Source organism: Neorhizobium sp. IRS_2294 (genome assembly GCF_050500145.1).
GTDB lineage: Bacteria > Pseudomonadota > Alphaproteobacteria > Rhizobiales > Rhizobiaceae > Neorhizobium > Neorhizobium soli.
The window spans coordinates 2745386-2759729 of record NZ_CP191439.1 but is presented as its reverse complement, the minus strand read 5'-3'; the positions used below and the strand labels follow the sequence as shown (position 1 = coordinate 2759729).

Here is a 14344-nt window from a genome sequence, read left to right as displayed (position 1 = left end):
GCGTGCCGCCTATCTGTCGACGAGGGGCGCGCTCAGGTTGGCGTGCAGATAACCCGTGGCTGGATGCGTGTCAACCTTGTGACGCACTTTATGACCGGGTTTTCCGCCCCTTCAGCTCCGTGACATGGCCCATTTTTCGGCCCGGGCGGGATTCCGTCTTGCCGTAGAGGTGGACCAGCACGTCGGTCCTCGCGAGCCAGCCGGGCACGTCGAGGATGTCGTCGCCGATCAGGTTGGTCATCACGCAATCGGAATGACGGCGCGGATCGCCGAGGCTTGCGCCGGCCACCGCGCGGATATGCTGCTCGAACTGCGAGACCACGCAGGCAGCCTCTGTCCAATGACCGGAATTGTGCACCCGCGGTGCGATCTCGTTGGCAATCAGGGTGCCATCGGCCATCACAAAGAATTCCATGCCGATCACGCCGACATAGTCGAGGGCAGCGAGGAGCTTTTCGGCGGCACTGCGCGCGGTCTGCGCGGTCGTGTCTGGAATGGTCGCGGGCAGGGTGGAGGTATGAAGGATGCCGTTGCGGTGGATGTTCTCGGCCGGATCGTAGCAGGAGACCGTGCCGTCCTTGGCGCGCGCGGCGATGATCGAGATTTCGCGATCGAAGGGCACGAAGCTTTCGAGAACCATCGGCACCGAGCCGAGGTCCGCATAGGCGCCATCGGCCTTGTCGTCGCTGGAGCGGAACACGCGCTGGCCCTTGCCGTCGTAGCCCATGCGGCGGGTCTTCAAGACACCCTTGCCGCCGAAGTCTGCAAGTGCCGCTTCGAGATCGGACTGGCTGTCGACCGCGTGAAACCTTGCGGTCTCGATGCCGCAGCCGTTGAGGAACTGCTTTTCAACAATCCTGTCCTGCGCCACTTCCAGGGCCTTGGCCGGCGGGTAGACCGGAACCGACTGCTGCAGGAACTCGGCTGCCTCGACCGGTACGTTTTCAAATTCGTAGGTCACGACGTCGCAGCGGCTGGCGAGATCGGCCAGCGCCGTCCTGTCGTCGTAGGCCGCCGTGATCTGTTCGTTCGCGACCTGGGCGGCCGGGCAGTCGGCCTGCGGCTCAAGGATGATGATGAGGTAGTTCAGGCGTGCGGCAGCGATCGCCAGCATGCGGCCGAGCTGGCCGCCGCCGATTATGCCGATGGTGCGGATCGTCATGATGTTTCTCAGGGTGCTTCGTCGATGGGATATTCGGCGACCGATGCGGTGTGGTGCGCGCGATAGGCGTCGAGTCGGTCGGCAAGGTCATCGTCGGAAAGGGCAAGCACCGCTGCAGCAAGAAGGGCGGCATTGATCGCGCCGGCTCGGCCGATGGCCAGCGTGCCGACGGGGATGCCGGCGGGCATCTGCACGATCGAGTAAAGGCTGTCGGTTCCGCTCATGGTCTTTGACTGGACGGGCACGCCGAACACCGGAAGCGGCGTCAGGGCCGCTGTCATGCCCGGCAGGTGGGCAGCGCCGCCGGCACCGGCGATGATGACCTTGAAGCCCTCGTCGCGGGCGCTCTTAGCGAATTCGTACATCCGGTCCGGCGTGCGGTGTGCCGAGACGATCCGTGCTTCGTAACCGATGTCGAGCGTATCAAGCGTGTCGGCGGCGTTCTTCATGGTCTCCCAGTCGGACTGGCTGCCCATGATGATGGCGACTGCGGGTCTTTCTGACATTCCAGGCCCTTTAAGGTGAACTCAAGCGATGATGTCGGGAATGATCTGGTCTTCGATCTGGGTCATCCGGTCCTTGATGGCCAGCTTCTTCTTCTTCATGCGCTGGATGCGAAGAGCCTCACAGCCGACCTTGATCATGGCATTGATCGCGGCGTCGTAATCTTCGTGTTCCTGGCGAAGTTTCGCGAGTACCAGCCGGTTATCCGCCTGTTCCTGATCACGCATGCTCAGTCCCCATTCTTTACGCCGGCTTTTTGCAAACCCCGGCTTCATCCGCAAGCTCCTACCATCAAACCGCGTTAACTGGAAGTTAGCCGACGCCACGAATTTGCCGCTGAGAGACCATGATTTCTCCTTCGACAAAGCGGACCAACCGTGTCACACTTCTGTTGCAAACCTGAAGCCTTGGCTCAGAGGAGTGCCAAGGCAGGTACCTAAGGAAGGAACATGCCACATGACCGTCCAGGCGCATATCGCATCGCTTGAAAAGAAGCACGGCGACCTCGAAGAGGAACTCCAGTCCGTTCTCGCATCTCCATCCGCCGACGATCGTGAGATCGCAGAGCTCAAGCGCCGCAAGCTGCGCATCAAAGACGAGGTGGAGCGGTTAAAGACCGACACCCGTCATTAGGCGATCAAAAGCGCCACGCGCCTCACGTACATTCGTGAGAGGGTGCCCACAGCGGCACGATAAATTCCAAGACTAAAAGCAATAGTTCTGGTCGTAACGTCACAGTCGCGGCCAGAATTCACGTCCAGAACTGGTCGAGCCACAGGTTGAGCCGGGTGAAGCCGCTGCCGTTCACGGCATAGATGCGCCGCGTTCCCTCTGGTGTGACAGTCACGAGATCGCTGTCCAGCAGTGCTTTCAGATGCTGCGAGACGGCCGGCCTGCTGATCGGCAGTCCTTGTGCAAGTTCATTCACGGTTTTCGGCGCGCGTCTCAGCTCTTCGAGGAGATGGCGCCGGTTCGGATCGGCAATGGCTGAAAACGGATCGAGTGTCATAGTTTGAAGCTAAGCATAACTTGACGAAGCATCAACCGTTTTCGTGTCTCGCGACCGGCGGAAGGCCTTATTGTAATTGGGTTTTTTATGATGTTTGGATGGACCGGTCAGATCGGCAGGCCGTCCCACAGTAGCTTTACGCCGGCAACGAGAGCGAGCGCGTAGGTCATCGGATAGAACACTTCCGACTTCAGATGCTTGACGATCGCGGCACCGAGCATGGTCGAGACCAGGGCTGCCGGCAGCAATGTCGCCGAGATCGTCAGGTTTTCGGCCCCCAATGCGCCGAGAAGGAAATAGGGGATGATCTTGACGGCGTTGACGATGGCGAAGAAGCGGATGCTGGCCCCGGTGTATTTCTTAGGATCCAGCTTCATCGGCAGAACGTAGATCTGGAAGGGCGGGCCGCCGGCATGCGCCACGAAACTGGCATAGCCCGACAGCGCGCCCCAGAACGTGGCGGCCGCCGGACGATGCGGCAGTGCGGCGGCCGGACGGTTCTTAGCCGGGCCGTAGACCTGCCAGAAGTAGCGGAGGGCGAAGAAGATCGTTGCTGCCGCAATGACGATCCGCAATGCGTCGTCGGAGACATAGGCCGATGTTGCCCAGCCGAGCGCGATGCCGATGACACCGCCCGGCAGGATCATCAGCAGGGTTTTTCTGTCGTTGAAATGGCGCCAGGACCAAAGCGCCACGATATCCATCAGGATCAGGATCGGCAGGAAGATCGCCGCCGCTTTGACCGGGTCGACGGCAAGCGACATCAGCGGCATGCCCATCAGGCCGATCGCGCCGCCAATGCCGCCCTTGGAAAGCCCGACCAGCATCACGGCGGGCACCGCTGCTGCAAAGAAGGCGAGGCTGAGCGTATCGGAGGAAAATATGTCTGGCATGGGCACTTCAGGCTTGCACCGTTGAGGCGGGCAGATGGGATGAGCGGTTGATTGCGCAATCCTTCCGGTCTATCGAATCATTCAAGAGAAAACGAGTGCGGATCGCCGGGTTGCGGTTCGCTGCATGGGAAGAAACATGAAGAAACAGGAAGAGCGTTGCCGTCTGGTGCTGATCGTGCCGCAGGATGCGGATGCGAAAGCGCAGGCGGACCGACTGGAGAAGGCGCTTGCGGGCGGCGATGTCGCCTCGGTGATCCTGCCGCAATACGATGAAGACGATACCGCGTTCCAGGACCGCGCCGAACTCATGGTGCCGATGATCCAGGCCGCGGGTGCCGCAGCGCTGATCGCCGGAGACAGCCGCGTCGCAGGTCGCGTCAAGGCAGATGGCCTGCATATGGCCGGTTCGATGGAAGAGCTGGAAGAAACGATCGAGAAATTCAGCCCGAAGATGATCGTCGGCGCCGGTGGTGCATCCGAGCGTCACACGGCGCTCGAAGTGGGCGAGCGCCGCCCCGACTATATTTTCTTCGGCAAGCTCGATGGCGACATCAAGCCGGAGGCGCATCCGAAGAACGTCGCGCTTGCGGAATGGTGGGCTTCGATGGTGGAAATTCCCTGCATCGCCATGGGCGGCACGGACATTTCCTCGGCGCTCGAGGTTGCCGAAAACGGAGCGGAATTTGTGGCTTTGAGACTGGCTGTCTTCGATCATCCCGAAGGACCGCAGGAAGCAGTTCGACTGGTCAACGCCGATCTGGACGAAAAAGCGCCACGGTTTGAGGCTTGATGGTCTCCATGCCATCGATTCGTCGCGCCTCATCCACCGTCCTGATGCTTGCCGCCAGCCTTTCCGCGTCGGCCGTCTTGCCGCATCCGGCAATTGCGCAGGTGCAGCAACCCGGTGCGGTGGAGCAGGAGGGGCCGACGGCGGCGCAGTCGCGTCAAGTGGTGACGAGACCGGTCGCGCCGGATGCAATGGGCGTCGAACGCGGTGCACAGCCCGATGGCATCGTGCCGTCCGCCGGTGTCGAACTCTATCAGCGCATGGGCGTGACCTTGCCGCCACTGCCGCCGGAGAAGCCCTATACGGGCCCGATCGACGAGGCCTATGGTGCGTTCCAGCGCGGCTTGTACGTCAAGGCGCTCGATGTCGCACTGAAGCGTGCGTCGGCCGGCGATGCGGCGTCGCAGACGCTTGTCGCCGAAATGATGAGCAAGGGGCTCGGCATCAACCGCGACGCAAAGACCGCGGCCTTCTGGTACGGGCAGGCTGCCGAGCGCGGCGATCCTGCCGCCATGTTCCAGTATTCGCTTCTTTTGATGAGCGGCCGTTACGTGCCCGCCGACAAGAAGAAGGCCGACGACTATATGCGCAAGGCGGCGGAAGCCGGCAATTCATCGGCGCAGTTCAACTGGGGCCAGATCCTGGTGTCGGACAATCCGGGCGACAAAGGTTTCAAGCTGGCGTTGCCCTTCTACGAGCGGGCGGCAAAGCAGGGCGTGGCGGATGCGCAATATGCGGTGGCCCAGCTCTACGTGAACATGAAGGGCGTGCCCGAGGAGAAGAAGGCCGAGGCTCGCCGTTGGCTGGAGCGCGCGGCGAAGGCCGGGTTCGACACGGCGCAGCTCGACATGGGCATCTGGTTCGTCAACGGAGTCGGCGGCGAACGCAACTACGACAAGGGCTTCGAATGGCTGCGGATTGCGGCCCATCGCGGCAATGTGGTTGCCCAGAACAAGCTGTCGCATCTCTATATCGAGGCGCTGGGGACACGACCGAACCCGGTCGAGGCCGCCAAGTGGTATGTGCTTTCAAGGCGTGCCGGGTTGCAGGATGCGGCGCTTGAGGATTTCTACCTCGGCATCAACGACGAGCAGCAGCGCCAGGCGATCGACGCGGCGAACCGCTTCCGCCGCCAGTAGTCAACCGCCAGTAGTTCGAGTGGTCAGGCGGTTGCCTTCATCGCCGCCAGCGTGAACAGGGCGTGGCGGATGATAAAGCCGTGGGCAAGCGCCAGGATCAGCAGCGTTACCAGCCAGACGATCAGGTAGATGCCCGGCGAGGCCTTGATACGGCCGCCCATGCGGGGGCCAAGTGCGAACATGGCTGTCACGAAGAGCGCGCAGGCCGGCAGAAGCAGCAGCGCGATCATGGCCGGTGCCGTGCTGGTCGGTGTGCCGGTCAGGGTGAAGTGGATCGGCAACTGGGTATCGGCCGGCAGCGCCGAGATCAGACCCAGCGACAGCATGGTCATCACGCCCACAAGTCCGAGGCTGATGCCGAATGGCAATGCGATCTTCACGGTGATACTCCTAAAATCTCGATAGCCGGCGTTCTGGCAGATCGCAGGCAGGCGGGCAATGTCGCATTTTGTCCGTTCACGCGGGCTTTGTCGGCTTCGACTTGAATTTCCCTTGGTTTTGTGGTCTTGAACCGGCCAATCAAGACAATTCGCCACAGACACGTCCCGGCTGATGCATGTTCGGGACCATACGATCAGGATTTCCCGCATGGCCCGCTCAGCCCTTCTCAATGTCATGGTTCAGGCCGCCCTCAAGGCTGGCAAGTCGCTCTCCAGGGATTTCGGCGAAGTTCAGAACCTGCAGGTTTCGGTCAAGGGACCGGGCGATTTCGTGACCCAGGCGGATCTCAAGGCGGAAAAGATCGTCCATGACGAGCTGATGAAGGCGCGCCCGACCTACGGCTTCCTCGGTGAGGAAAGCCAGGAGGAGAAGGGCACGGACGGCGCCCATCGCTGGATCGTCGATCCGCTCGACGGCACGACCAACTTCCTGCACGGCATTCCGCAGTTCGCGGTGTCGATCGCGCTGGAGCGCAATGGCGAAATCGTCGCCGGCGTGATCTTCAACCCGGGCACCGACGAACTCTATACGGCAGAAAAGGGCGGCGGCGCGTTCCTGAACGACCGTCGCATTCGCGTTGCCGCACGCCGGGTCCTGTCCGATTGCGTGGTTGGTTGCGGCGTGCCGCATCTCGGCCGCGGCGATCACGGCAAGTTCCTGGTCGAACTGCGCCATGTGATGGGCGAAGTGGCGGGCGTTCGTCGCCTTGGCGCTGCGTCGCTTGATCTTGCCTATGTCGCTGCCGGTCGCTTCGACGGTCACTGGGAAATTGGTCTTTCGCCGTGGGACATTGCTGCCGGCCTCGTCCTTATCCGCGAAGCGGGCGGCTTTGTCAGCGACATCAAGGGCTCGACCGACATGTTCGGCACCAAGAGCATTGTTGCCGGCAACGAGCTGATCCAGAAGGCGCTGCTGGAAGTTTCCAATCGTCCGGTTCCGTCGCGCTGATTGCTGATGCGGTGACGGCCGGAGTGCTGCTTGTCATTTGAAATGGCGAGGAAAAAACTTCGGCTTGTCCCGGTCTTTGCACCGTGGCGACACTTCAATTCGTCGCAATTTTGCTCTAGCCTCCGCGCGACGCGACCCAGAGGCGAGGCTTATTATGGCGAATGCGACAGTGGACGATCTGGACGAAACTGAAGCTAACCGCCGCCGTTTTACCGAAAAGCTTTCCAACCCGGCTTCCTTCCTCTGGACGATGCTGATCTTCCTGATCATCGTCGGTTTTGTCTGCTCGATCCTGTACCGCCAGGCCGCACAAGCGTTCCAGACCAATCCGGGTCTGAACGGTCTGATCCTCGGCGTCCTGTTGATCGGTATCGTCCTGGTTTTCCTGCAGGTCATCGGCCTCATTCCGGAAGTGCGCTGGTTCAACTCGTTCCGCGCTGCCGGCACCGTCGACAAGGTGGGCCGCGAGCCGAAACTTCTGGCGCCGATGCGCTCGCTGATCGGTGGTCGCCGCAAGACGGCGCTTTCGACCGCAACGCTGCGCTCCATTCTCGATTCGATCGGTACCCGCCTCGACGAATCGCGCGACACGTCTCGTTATCTGATCGGGCTCCTGGTGTTTCTCGGCCTGCTCGGCACGTTCTGGGGACTGATCGGCACGATCGGCTCGATCAGCGACGTCATCGGCGCGCTCGACCCGGGCGCCGGCGGCTCCAACGACATTCTGTCGGCGATCAAGACCGGTCTTGCGCAGCCGCTTGCCGGCATGGGCACGGCGTTTTCGTCGTCGTTGCTTGGTCTGTCAGGCTCGCTGATCCTCGGCTTCCTCGATCTCCAGGCAGGACGTGCGCAGAACCGCTTCTATACGGAACTCGAAAACTGGCTGTCATCGGTGACCGATACGGGATCGGACGCGCCGGTTGCGGCGGCAGGGCTTTCAGCTGGCTCTTCCGGCGAATTCAAGACGCTCGCCGACGAGCTGCGCAAGATTGCGGCGGCTCAGGGCAGAACCGGCAGCGGTGATGTCCAGCAGAACGAGAAGTCGCTTGCTGCCATGGCAAACCTTGCCGAAGGCATTCAGGGGCTGGTCAAGAACATGCGCAACGAGCAGCAGATGCTGCGCGACTGGATCGAGGCGCAGCAGGAAGAATCGAAGGCCCTGCGGCGCACGCTGGACCGGCTCTCCGACAAGATCGGTCAGTCCGACAAGATCGGGAGCAAGTAGACCATGGCGCTGGGCAAGAACCGTCGCCGCCAGCACGGCGTGGACTACTGGCCGGGCTTCGTCGACGCGCTGACCACGCTTTTGATGGCGATCATGTTCCTGCTGACGGTGTTCGTGCTGGCGCAGTTTCTGCTCACCCGCGAGATTTCCGGTCGCGACGAGGTTCTGAACCGGCTGAACAGCCAGATCGCGGAACTGACAGAGCTTCTGGCGCTGGAAAAGGGCAACAATCAGGATATCGAAGACCAGCTCGCCAACCTGCAATCGTCGCTGGCGGTTGCTGAAAGCGACCGGTCGCGGCTGCAGCAGCTTCTCAACCAGGGCAGTGGTGCAAGCGACGCGGCCAATTCCCGGGTGACCACTCTGACGGGTGAACTCTCCAACGAGCGGCAGGTCAGCGCCCGGGCGATGAGCCAGATCGAGCTTCTCAACCAGCAGATCGCGGCGCTGCGGGCCCAGATCGCCGCCGTCGAACAGGCGCTGCAGGCGTCGGAAACGAAGGACGCCAACTCGCAGGCGCAGATTTCGGATCTTGGTCGTCGCCTCAACGTGGCGCTTGCTGCCCGCGTACAGGAGCTCAATCGCTACCGCTCCGACTTCTTCGGCCGTCTGCGTGAGATTCTCTCCGATCGCGAAAACATCCGCATCGTCGGCGATCGGTTCGTGTTCCAGTCGGAAGTTCTCTTCCCGATCGGCGGCAACGAACTCGATGCGGCCGGTCTCGTGGAGATGGACAAGCTTGCCGCCGCACTTCTCGATCTCGCCAAGGAAATTCCGGCCGAGATCAACTGGGTGCTGCGGGTCGATGGGCATACGGACAATGCGCCGCTTTCCGGCACCGGACGCTACCGCGACAACTGGGAGCTTTCGTCTGCGCGCGCGACGTCCGTGGTCAAGTATCTGATCTCGAAGGGCGTGCCGGCCAACCGGCTGGTGGCCGCGGGCTTTGGCGAGTTCCAGCCGATCGCGGCTGGCGATACGCCGGATGCCAGAAACCAGAACCGCCGCATCGAACTGAAGCTTACCGAACGCTGACATGACCTACAGCAAACCCGACATCGACGCGATCGCCAAGGCGGTGGCAGATACGCCTCGCCGCGACAATACCGCCTATCACGAGGCGATGGCGCAGGCGCGCCGTGCTTTCGAGGAGGCGCAGGCTGCGTTCGGCGAGCAATCGGTCCAGCTGAAGATGAAGACCAAGATCAAGCGCAATGGCGATCATGTCGTCAAATGGACGTTCAAACGCGCGAAGTGATCAGGTGCCGGCGTTTTTGTGCTCGAGCGGAGTGGCCGGATAGCGGAATCCCAGCCGGTCGAGGCCGCGGCGAACTTCCGGAGCGGCCATGAACAGTTTCCACAACAGACCCGAGCGGTGGTTCTCGATCATCGCGACGATCGGACCCTGGTCGATAGCGATGTAGGTCGATGCGACCCAGCCGGTCTTCGGCGCGAAGGCGTCGGCGAAGCCGAAGCGGTTGACCAGCCGTCCGTTCTCATAGGCAAGGAGGGCGCGCAAGGCTTCTTCCGCATGGCCGGGAACGAAGGGAAAGCTCGACAGTGCTGCAGACGGTGCAATCGCGCCGAAATCGACCAGCGGCGAATTGGCGGCGTAGCCGGCCTGGGCTTCCGATGCCGTCAGGCCCCAGACGCCGGCTGCGGCATATTCCGGCACGGTCAGGCAATAGGCGCGGTTGATCCGTGAATGCGCGACCGCCTGGCGCCAGTAATCGGCGTAGCGATCGGACAGGCCGCGTGGATTGAGCGCACAGAAGGTATATTGCGACAGGAACAGCGGCCCGCCCATGGGTTCGCCCAGCGGCAGCTGTATGCCGAAATATTCCTCGCCGTTCTTCATGGCGCCGTTGCGTGCCCATCCGCAGTGATAGTTCTGCGGATCGATCGGAAACGTGTCCGAGCCGGCGGCAAAGACATAGGTTGAAAGCGCCTCGTTCCAGCCGGTGATCGGCAGGTTCATCGCCCACTCGTTGATCGGGCTCCAGTGCCAGTAGATCGGGCCGTCGGTCTTGCCGCGGGTGTACCAGGTCCACTCGACCTCGTCGAACAGCCGGGTGATCGCGGTGCGCAGCGATTTTTCGGAAATGGTCTCTGCCGCGAAATATTCCCGGGCGCAGATCAGGCCCTGAAGGAGAAGCGTCGTTTCGACGATGTCGCCCCCATCATCCAGCGCCGAAAACGGGATCATTGCGCTGGTAGCGGGATTGATGAAGTGAGAGAACGCGCCGTGGTAGCGCGGTGCCAGTTCGAGGCTCTCGACAATCGTGGTGATGCGAACCAGCGCCTCGTCGCTGGTGATCCAGCCGCGCTCGCAGGCAACCAGAATTGCCATCAGACCAAAGCCCGTTCCGCTGATCGAGATCGCATCGATGCCGGGTGTGCCGTCGAGAAGGCATTTGTCATAGGGGAGGCCGCTCTGCGCATGAGCACCATCCCAGAAATACCGGAAGGTGCGCTGCTGAACGTCATCGAGCAGACTATCCAGATCTGCGGAGATGATGGGGGTCGCGTCCATCAGATCGCGCTGACGGAAGTTTGCTCGAGATCATGGGATTGCAGCCGGGCGAGCTTGGCATAGAGACCGCCAGCCGCCACCAGGCTCTGGTGCGTGCCTTCCTCGACGACGCGACCGTTTTCCAGGACCAGGATCCGGTCAGCTTTCAACACCGTCGCAAGGCGATGGGCGATGACGAGCGTGGTGCGGTTGCGCATGAGACCGTCGAGCGCCTTCTGCACCAGTGTTTCGCTTTCCGCATCGAGCGCCGAGGTGGCTTCGTCGAGCAGCAGGACCGGAGCATCCTTCAGGATGGCGCGGGCGATGGCGATCCGCTGGCGCTGGCCGCCGGACAGGGTGATGCCGCGTTCGCCGGCGAGCGTGTCATAGCCGTTGTCGAGCTTCGCGATGAATTCGTCTGCCTGGGCAGCGATCGCTGCTGCACGCACGGCCTCGCGGGTCGCGTTCGGGACGCCGAAGGCGATGTTGTCGTGGATGGAGGCTGCAAAGATCGTCACGTCCTGCGGTACGATCGCAAGCCGTGAGCGGATGTCTTCAAGGGTCGCATGGCGGAGGTCGACGCCGTCGAGGCGGATCGATCCGGCTGTGGGATCGTAGAAGCGCAGCAGCAGCGAAAAGATCGTGCTCTTGCCGGCACCGGAAGGACCGACGATGGCGACAGTTTCTCCCGGTGCCACATGCAGGGAAAGCGCATTGAGCGTGATGGCGCTGACGCGTGCCGGATAGGCGAACGAGACGCTGTCGAACGCGACATCACCGAGCGGGGGTGAGGGGAGCGCTTTCGGGTGTTCCGGGTCACGCACGGCGGACACTTCATCCAGCAGTTCGGACAGCCGTTCGGCGGCGCCGCCTGCAGACGACAGTTCGCCCCAGACTTCCGACAGTGTGCCGAGCGAGCTTGCCGCAATCACCGAATAGAGCACGAACTGGCCGAGCGTGCCCGGTGTCATCGTGCCGGCAAGCACGCTCTGGGCGCCGTACCAGAGGACGCCGACGATCGAGCCGAAGATCAGCACGATGCCGAAGCCGGTCAGAAGCGCGCGGGCGCGGATCGACTTGCGGGCGGCCTCAAAGGCATTCTCGACCGTGTCGCTGTAGCGCGAGGTGGCGACAGCCTCGCCGGTGAAGGCTTGAACGGTGCGTGTGGCGCCGATCGTTTCGGCTGCATAGGCGGCGGTCGCGGCCAGCATGTCCTGGGCGGCGCGCGACCGGCGGCGCACCGAGCGGCCGAAGCCGACGAGCGGAAAGACGATCAGCGGGATGGCGCCGAGTGCCAGAGCCGAGAGTTTGGGGCTCGTATAGACCATCATGCCCATCGCTCCGAGACAGAGGATGGTGTTGCGCAGGGCCTGCGATGCGGCAGAACCAAAGGCGGACTTGATCTGGGTCGTATCGGCGGTCAGTCGCGAGACGATCTCGCCGGACTGGTTGACGTCGAAGAAGGAAGCGGACAGCCGCGTCACATGCGAAAAGACCTCGCGGCGAAGATCCGCCACCACGCGCTCGCCGATGGTGATGACATAATAGTAGCGCATGCCGCTTGCGATCGCGAGAAGGACCGCCAGAACGAACAGCATGACAAAATAGTTGTTGATGAAATGTCCGTCGGAGGATGCGAATCCATGATCCACCATGCGGCGGACAGCCAGCGGCAGCGCTAGTGTGGTGCAGGCGGCAAGGACGAGAAAAAAAGTCGCGCCGGCGACCATGGCTCGATAGCGGGAAAGATAGGGGAGCAGTCGGGAAAGCGGCTTGAGACTGCGGTTTTTCTTCTGATTTTCTCGGCTTTCGGCCATGTCGTCTCCATGGCCCCCGGGCAGCGGAATCTCAGCCTTTCGGGGACTTGTACTTGCGGCGCCCTTCCTGTATAGGCTCCGCATCCAATTGGGAAGCCGTGACCGCGCCGGTTTGCGGCTTCATTCATTAAAGACGGTTCTTGCTCGCGCAATGCGACGAATGGACCTCGCAGAGCAGGAATATCGACATGAAGGCTGGCATCCATCCCGACTACCACAAGATCAAGGTCGTCATGACCGACGGTACCGAATACGAGACGTTCTCGACCTGGGGCACCGAAGGCGCCACGATGAACCTCGAAATCGACCCGACGTCGCACCCGGCCTGGACCGGCGGCAACCAGCAGATGCTGGACCGCGGTGGCCGCGTTTCCAAGTTCAACAAGCGTTTCGGCGGTCTCGGCCTCTAATCGCTTTTTGCATTTTGACAAAAGAAGCCTGGCGAAAGCCGGGCTTTTTTGTTTTTCTAGAAGGCATGGAGGAGAAGGCCAACTGTCTGTCCAAGCTGCCGCTTCCGCTCTGCCGCGTGCTCATCTTCGGCAATGGCGGATCGGGTAAGACGTGGCTTGCGACAAGGATGGGGGCGGCGCTCGGCCATCACCCGATTCATCTGGACGACGTCCACTGGGAGCCGGGGCGTTACGGCATCGCCCGTGACAGGCAGGTCGTTGACGACGACGTTTGCCGGATTGCAGCACAGGATGTCTGGCTGATCGAGGGCGTCTATGGCCGGCTTGCCAGTCTCGCCATCACCCGGGCAACGACACTGATCTTCCTCGACATCGCCGACGACGTCTGCCTCGAAAACATTCGCCATCGCGGTCTTCAGGGTGGGGGAAGCGTTGCGTCCTTCGAAGAGCTACTCCATTGGGTGGCGGGCTATCGCTTCCGACACAACAACTGGAATTCATTCGAGGCGCATGACCGGATGTTCAGCGCCTTCGAGGGCCAGAAACACCGGCTTGACTGTCGTGACAGTGTCAACGCCTATCTGGCGTCGCTATCTCTATAGTCCCAAACGCAAAAAGGCAGGCCAATGCCTGCCTTTGGACTGTCGCCGTTCAGATCTCAGCCACCAAATGCGGTGTGAAGCAGGTTCTGCTGGGCGCGGACACTGTTTTCGTTGTCGGAGATGACAACGGCTTCCGGGGCGCGATAGATTTCGCGGTCCAGAAGAGCGACGCGGTTCTGCAAACGAAGCGAGCGTTCGACAAGATCACGGAAGCTTTCCGGCAGATCGAGCCAGCCCGGAGCGTTGCGATCGACATTGAAGCCGTCGAGACGCACCTTGCTCTTTTCCGAAAGCACCTGATCGCGGCTCATCTCGCCGTTGTTGACGGCACGCTGAAGCAAAAGCCACGATGCCATCTGCATCAGGCGAGTCGTCAGACGCATGGATTCAGCTGCATACAGAACCGAGGCCATGCGCGGCAGAACCTTGGATGCAGCACGACCCTGACCGTCCAGATAGCTTGCTGTCTCTTCAACAAGAGCCATGCCTTCGGAGTATAGTGACTTGAACTGGGCAGAGCTTGCGGCGCGGCCCGCAAAACTCACTGTGTTCAATCCCTGCTCGGACATCGAATTCATTCCTGCTAATGCTTTCTTACTCAGGCAATGGCGAAGTGGCTCAAAAAGTTCCATCTGGCCCGCTGAATGAAGTGAACATGATCCTTATACTGGAAATCCGCAAGGCGTTTCTTAATGAAAGGTTAATACCCACAGGAACCGGTAAACGCCCTCGATCTTCTTGAAATGAAACAGATCTTGCGAAAGCGCAAGTCCCCTGAAAATGGCCTTTGGAACGGGTTTTTGATGGCTGCGTGAGCTTGTACGGACTGACAGCCAAAAAAAAGAGCCGCAAAAGCGGCTCTCAAGGTAAAACAGGGAGAAATCAGACCATTCGC

The 14344-nt window shown here is 61.4% G+C and carries 18 protein-coding genes; 9 read left to right on the top strand and 9 right to left on the bottom strand.

The features are described from left to right. Positions 1–88: 88 nt before the first annotated feature. Genes ACQY1K_RS13435 through ACQY1K_RS13425 form a run of 3 tightly spaced genes read right to left on the bottom strand, consistent with a single transcriptional unit; the run spans position 89 to position 1893 of the window. Positions 89–1162 (bottom strand): 5-(carboxyamino)imidazole ribonucleotide synthase, encoded by a 1074-nt coding sequence (locus tag ACQY1K_RS13435; RefSeq protein ID WP_430257583.1) that lies wholly within the window; start codon positions 1160–1162, stop codon positions 89–91. 8 nt (positions 1163–1170) lie between these two features. Continuing rightward, complete coding sequence (gene purE, locus ACQY1K_RS13430; RefSeq protein WP_062582383.1) at positions 1171–1668, bottom strand: 5-(carboxyamino)imidazole ribonucleotide mutase; 498 nt, start codon at positions 1666–1668, stop codon at positions 1171–1173. A gap of 21 nt (positions 1669–1689) precedes the next feature. Beyond that, entirely contained in the window at positions 1690–1893 is a 204-nt protein-coding gene (locus ACQY1K_RS13425) for a YdcH family protein (RefSeq protein WP_062461867.1), read from the bottom strand. Positions 1894–2122: 229 nt separating this feature from the next. Here ACQY1K_RS13425 and ACQY1K_RS13420 point away from each other — a divergent pair, with 229 nt between their 5' ends. Then, on the top strand, positions 2123–2299 hold the full coding sequence (locus ACQY1K_RS13420) for a YdcH family protein (RefSeq protein WP_082471995.1): 177 nt from the start codon (positions 2123–2125) through the stop codon (positions 2297–2299). 118 nt (positions 2300–2417) lie between these two features. On the opposite strand, the gene ACQY1K_RS13415 is transcribed toward ACQY1K_RS13420, so the two are convergent. Both ACQY1K_RS13415 and ACQY1K_RS13410 read right to left on the bottom strand, forming a co-directional pair. After that, entirely contained in the window at positions 2418–2675 is a 258-nt protein-coding gene (locus tag ACQY1K_RS13415) for an ArsR/SmtB family transcription factor (RefSeq protein ID WP_062460875.1), read from the bottom strand. A gap of 107 nt (positions 2676–2782) precedes the next feature. After that, entirely contained in the window at positions 2783–3568 is a 786-nt protein-coding gene (locus ACQY1K_RS13410; RefSeq protein ID WP_113167687.1) for a sulfite exporter TauE/SafE family protein, read from the bottom strand. Between the two features lie 136 nt (positions 3569–3704). Here ACQY1K_RS13410 and ACQY1K_RS13405 point away from each other — a divergent pair, with 136 nt between their 5' ends. After that, a complete protein-coding gene (locus ACQY1K_RS13405) occupies positions 3705–4358 on the top strand; it encodes a thiamine phosphate synthase (RefSeq protein WP_062460869.1) in 654 nt (217 codons plus the stop codon). 8 nt (positions 4359–4366) lie between these two features. Then, positions 4367–5494, top strand: a complete 1128-nt coding sequence (locus ACQY1K_RS13400) for a tetratricopeptide repeat protein (RefSeq protein ID WP_062461864.1) — start codon at positions 4367–4369, stop codon at positions 5492–5494. A gap of 23 nt (positions 5495–5517) precedes the next feature. Here the strand turns inward: ACQY1K_RS13400 and ACQY1K_RS13395 are convergent, their stop codons facing one another. Next, positions 5518–5874: a hypothetical protein gene (locus ACQY1K_RS13395; RefSeq protein WP_062460866.1), complete on the bottom strand. Its 357-nt coding sequence runs from the start codon at positions 5872–5874 to the stop codon at positions 5518–5520. Between the two features lie 208 nt (positions 5875–6082). Between ACQY1K_RS13395 and ACQY1K_RS13390 the strand changes: the two genes are divergently transcribed. The 4 genes from ACQY1K_RS13390 to ACQY1K_RS13375 all read left to right on the top strand — a co-directional run bounded on the left by ACQY1K_RS13390 (position 6083) and on the right by ACQY1K_RS13375 (position 9366). Then, the gene (locus ACQY1K_RS13390) at positions 6083–6883 is read left to right on the top strand and encodes an inositol monophosphatase family protein (RefSeq protein WP_062461861.1); all 801 of its coding nucleotides are present in this window, start codon (positions 6083–6085) and stop codon (positions 6881–6883) included. Between the two features lie 154 nt (positions 6884–7037). After that, positions 7038–8108, top strand: coding sequence for a hypothetical protein (locus ACQY1K_RS13385; protein WP_062460863.1), 1071 nt, complete (start codon positions 7038–7040; stop codon positions 8106–8108). A gap of 3 nt (positions 8109–8111) precedes the next feature. Then, positions 8112–9143 carry a peptidoglycan -binding protein gene (locus ACQY1K_RS13380; protein WP_062582385.1) on the top strand — a complete coding sequence of 344 codons (1032 nt, stop codon included), beginning with the start codon at positions 8112–8114 and terminating at the stop codon, positions 9141–9143. 1 nt (position 9144) lies between these two features. Continuing rightward, complete coding sequence (locus tag ACQY1K_RS13375) at positions 9145–9366, top strand: hypothetical protein (RefSeq protein ID WP_062460856.1); 222 nt, start codon at positions 9145–9147, stop codon at positions 9364–9366. On the opposite strand, the gene ACQY1K_RS13370 is transcribed toward ACQY1K_RS13375, so the two are convergent. Continuing rightward, positions 9367–10641: a glucoamylase family protein gene (locus ACQY1K_RS13370; protein ID WP_430257582.1), complete on the bottom strand. Its 1275-nt coding sequence runs from the start codon at positions 10639–10641 to the stop codon at positions 9367–9369. Further along, complete coding sequence (locus ACQY1K_RS13365; RefSeq protein WP_430257581.1) at positions 10641–12437, bottom strand: ABC transporter transmembrane domain-containing protein; 1797 nt, start codon at positions 12435–12437, stop codon at positions 10641–10643. The genes ACQY1K_RS13370 and ACQY1K_RS13365 overlap by 1 nt, the downstream gene beginning before the upstream one ends. Positions 12438–12625: 188 nt before the next feature. On the opposite strand from ACQY1K_RS13365, the gene rpmE reads away from it, so the two are divergent. Together rpmE and ACQY1K_RS13355 are read left to right on the top strand one after the other, a co-directional pair. Continuing rightward, the gene (gene rpmE, locus ACQY1K_RS13360; RefSeq protein ID WP_062460846.1) at positions 12626–12847 is read left to right on the top strand and encodes a 50S ribosomal protein L31; all 222 of its coding nucleotides are present in this window, start codon (positions 12626–12628) and stop codon (positions 12845–12847) included. A gap of 65 nt (positions 12848–12912) precedes the next feature. Beyond that, positions 12913–13449: an AAA family ATPase gene (locus ACQY1K_RS13355; protein ID WP_430257580.1), complete on the top strand. Its 537-nt coding sequence runs from the start codon at positions 12913–12915 to the stop codon at positions 13447–13449. Between the two features lie 56 nt (positions 13450–13505). Here ACQY1K_RS13355 and ACQY1K_RS13350 read toward each other — a convergent pair whose 3' ends face one another. Continuing rightward, positions 13506–14018 (bottom strand): DUF1465 family protein, encoded by a 513-nt coding sequence (locus ACQY1K_RS13350; protein WP_062461855.1) that lies wholly within the window; start codon positions 14016–14018, stop codon positions 13506–13508. Positions 14019–14344: the final 326 nt, after the last annotated feature.

Excerpts from the sequence above, each read along its gene's own strand:
- ACQY1K_RS13435 (WP_430257583.1), bottom strand. The coding sequence starts at position 1,162 with ATGACGATCCGCACCATCGGCATAATCGGCGGCGGCCAGCTCGGCCGC.
- purE (WP_062582383.1), bottom strand. The coding sequence starts at position 1,668 with ATGTCAGAAAGACCCGCAGTCGCCATCATCATGGGCAGCCAGTCCGAC.
- ACQY1K_RS13425 (WP_062461867.1), bottom strand. The coding sequence starts at position 1,893 with ATGCGTGATCAGGAACAGGCGGATAACCGGCTGGTACTCGCGAAACTT.
- ACQY1K_RS13420 (WP_082471995.1), top strand. The coding sequence starts at position 2,123 with ATGACCGTCCAGGCGCATATCGCATCGCTTGAAAAGAAGCACGGCGAC.
- ACQY1K_RS13415 (WP_062460875.1), bottom strand. The coding sequence starts at position 2,675 with ATGACACTCGATCCGTTTTCAGCCATTGCCGATCCGAACCGGCGCCAT.
- ACQY1K_RS13410 (WP_113167687.1), bottom strand. The coding sequence starts at position 3,568 with ATGCCAGACATATTTTCCTCCGATACGCTCAGCCTCGCCTTCTTTGCA.
- ACQY1K_RS13405 (WP_062460869.1), top strand. The coding sequence starts at position 3,705 with ATGAAGAAACAGGAAGAGCGTTGCCGTCTGGTGCTGATCGTGCCGCAG.
- ACQY1K_RS13400 (WP_062461864.1), top strand. The coding sequence starts at position 4,367 with ATGCCATCGATTCGTCGCGCCTCATCCACCGTCCTGATGCTTGCCGCC.
- ACQY1K_RS13390 (WP_062461861.1), top strand. The coding sequence starts at position 6,083 with ATGGCCCGCTCAGCCCTTCTCAATGTCATGGTTCAGGCCGCCCTCAAG.
- ACQY1K_RS13385 (WP_062460863.1), top strand. The coding sequence starts at position 7,038 with ATGGCGAATGCGACAGTGGACGATCTGGACGAAACTGAAGCTAACCGC.
- ACQY1K_RS13380 (WP_062582385.1), top strand. The coding sequence starts at position 8,112 with ATGGCGCTGGGCAAGAACCGTCGCCGCCAGCACGGCGTGGACTACTGG.
- ACQY1K_RS13375 (WP_062460856.1), top strand. The coding sequence starts at position 9,145 with ATGACCTACAGCAAACCCGACATCGACGCGATCGCCAAGGCGGTGGCA.
- ACQY1K_RS13370 (WP_430257582.1), bottom strand. The coding sequence starts at position 10,641 with ATGGACGCGACCCCCATCATCTCCGCAGATCTGGATAGTCTGCTCGAT.
- ACQY1K_RS13365 (WP_430257581.1), bottom strand. The coding sequence starts at position 12,437 with ATGGCCGAAAGCCGAGAAAATCAGAAGAAAAACCGCAGTCTCAAGCCG.
- rpmE (WP_062460846.1), top strand. The coding sequence starts at position 12,626 with ATGAAGGCTGGCATCCATCCCGACTACCACAAGATCAAGGTCGTCATG.
- ACQY1K_RS13355 (WP_430257580.1), top strand. The coding sequence starts at position 12,913 with ATGGAGGAGAAGGCCAACTGTCTGTCCAAGCTGCCGCTTCCGCTCTGC.
- ACQY1K_RS13350 (WP_062461855.1), bottom strand. The coding sequence starts at position 14,018 with ATGTCCGAGCAGGGATTGAACACAGTGAGTTTTGCGGGCCGCGCCGCA.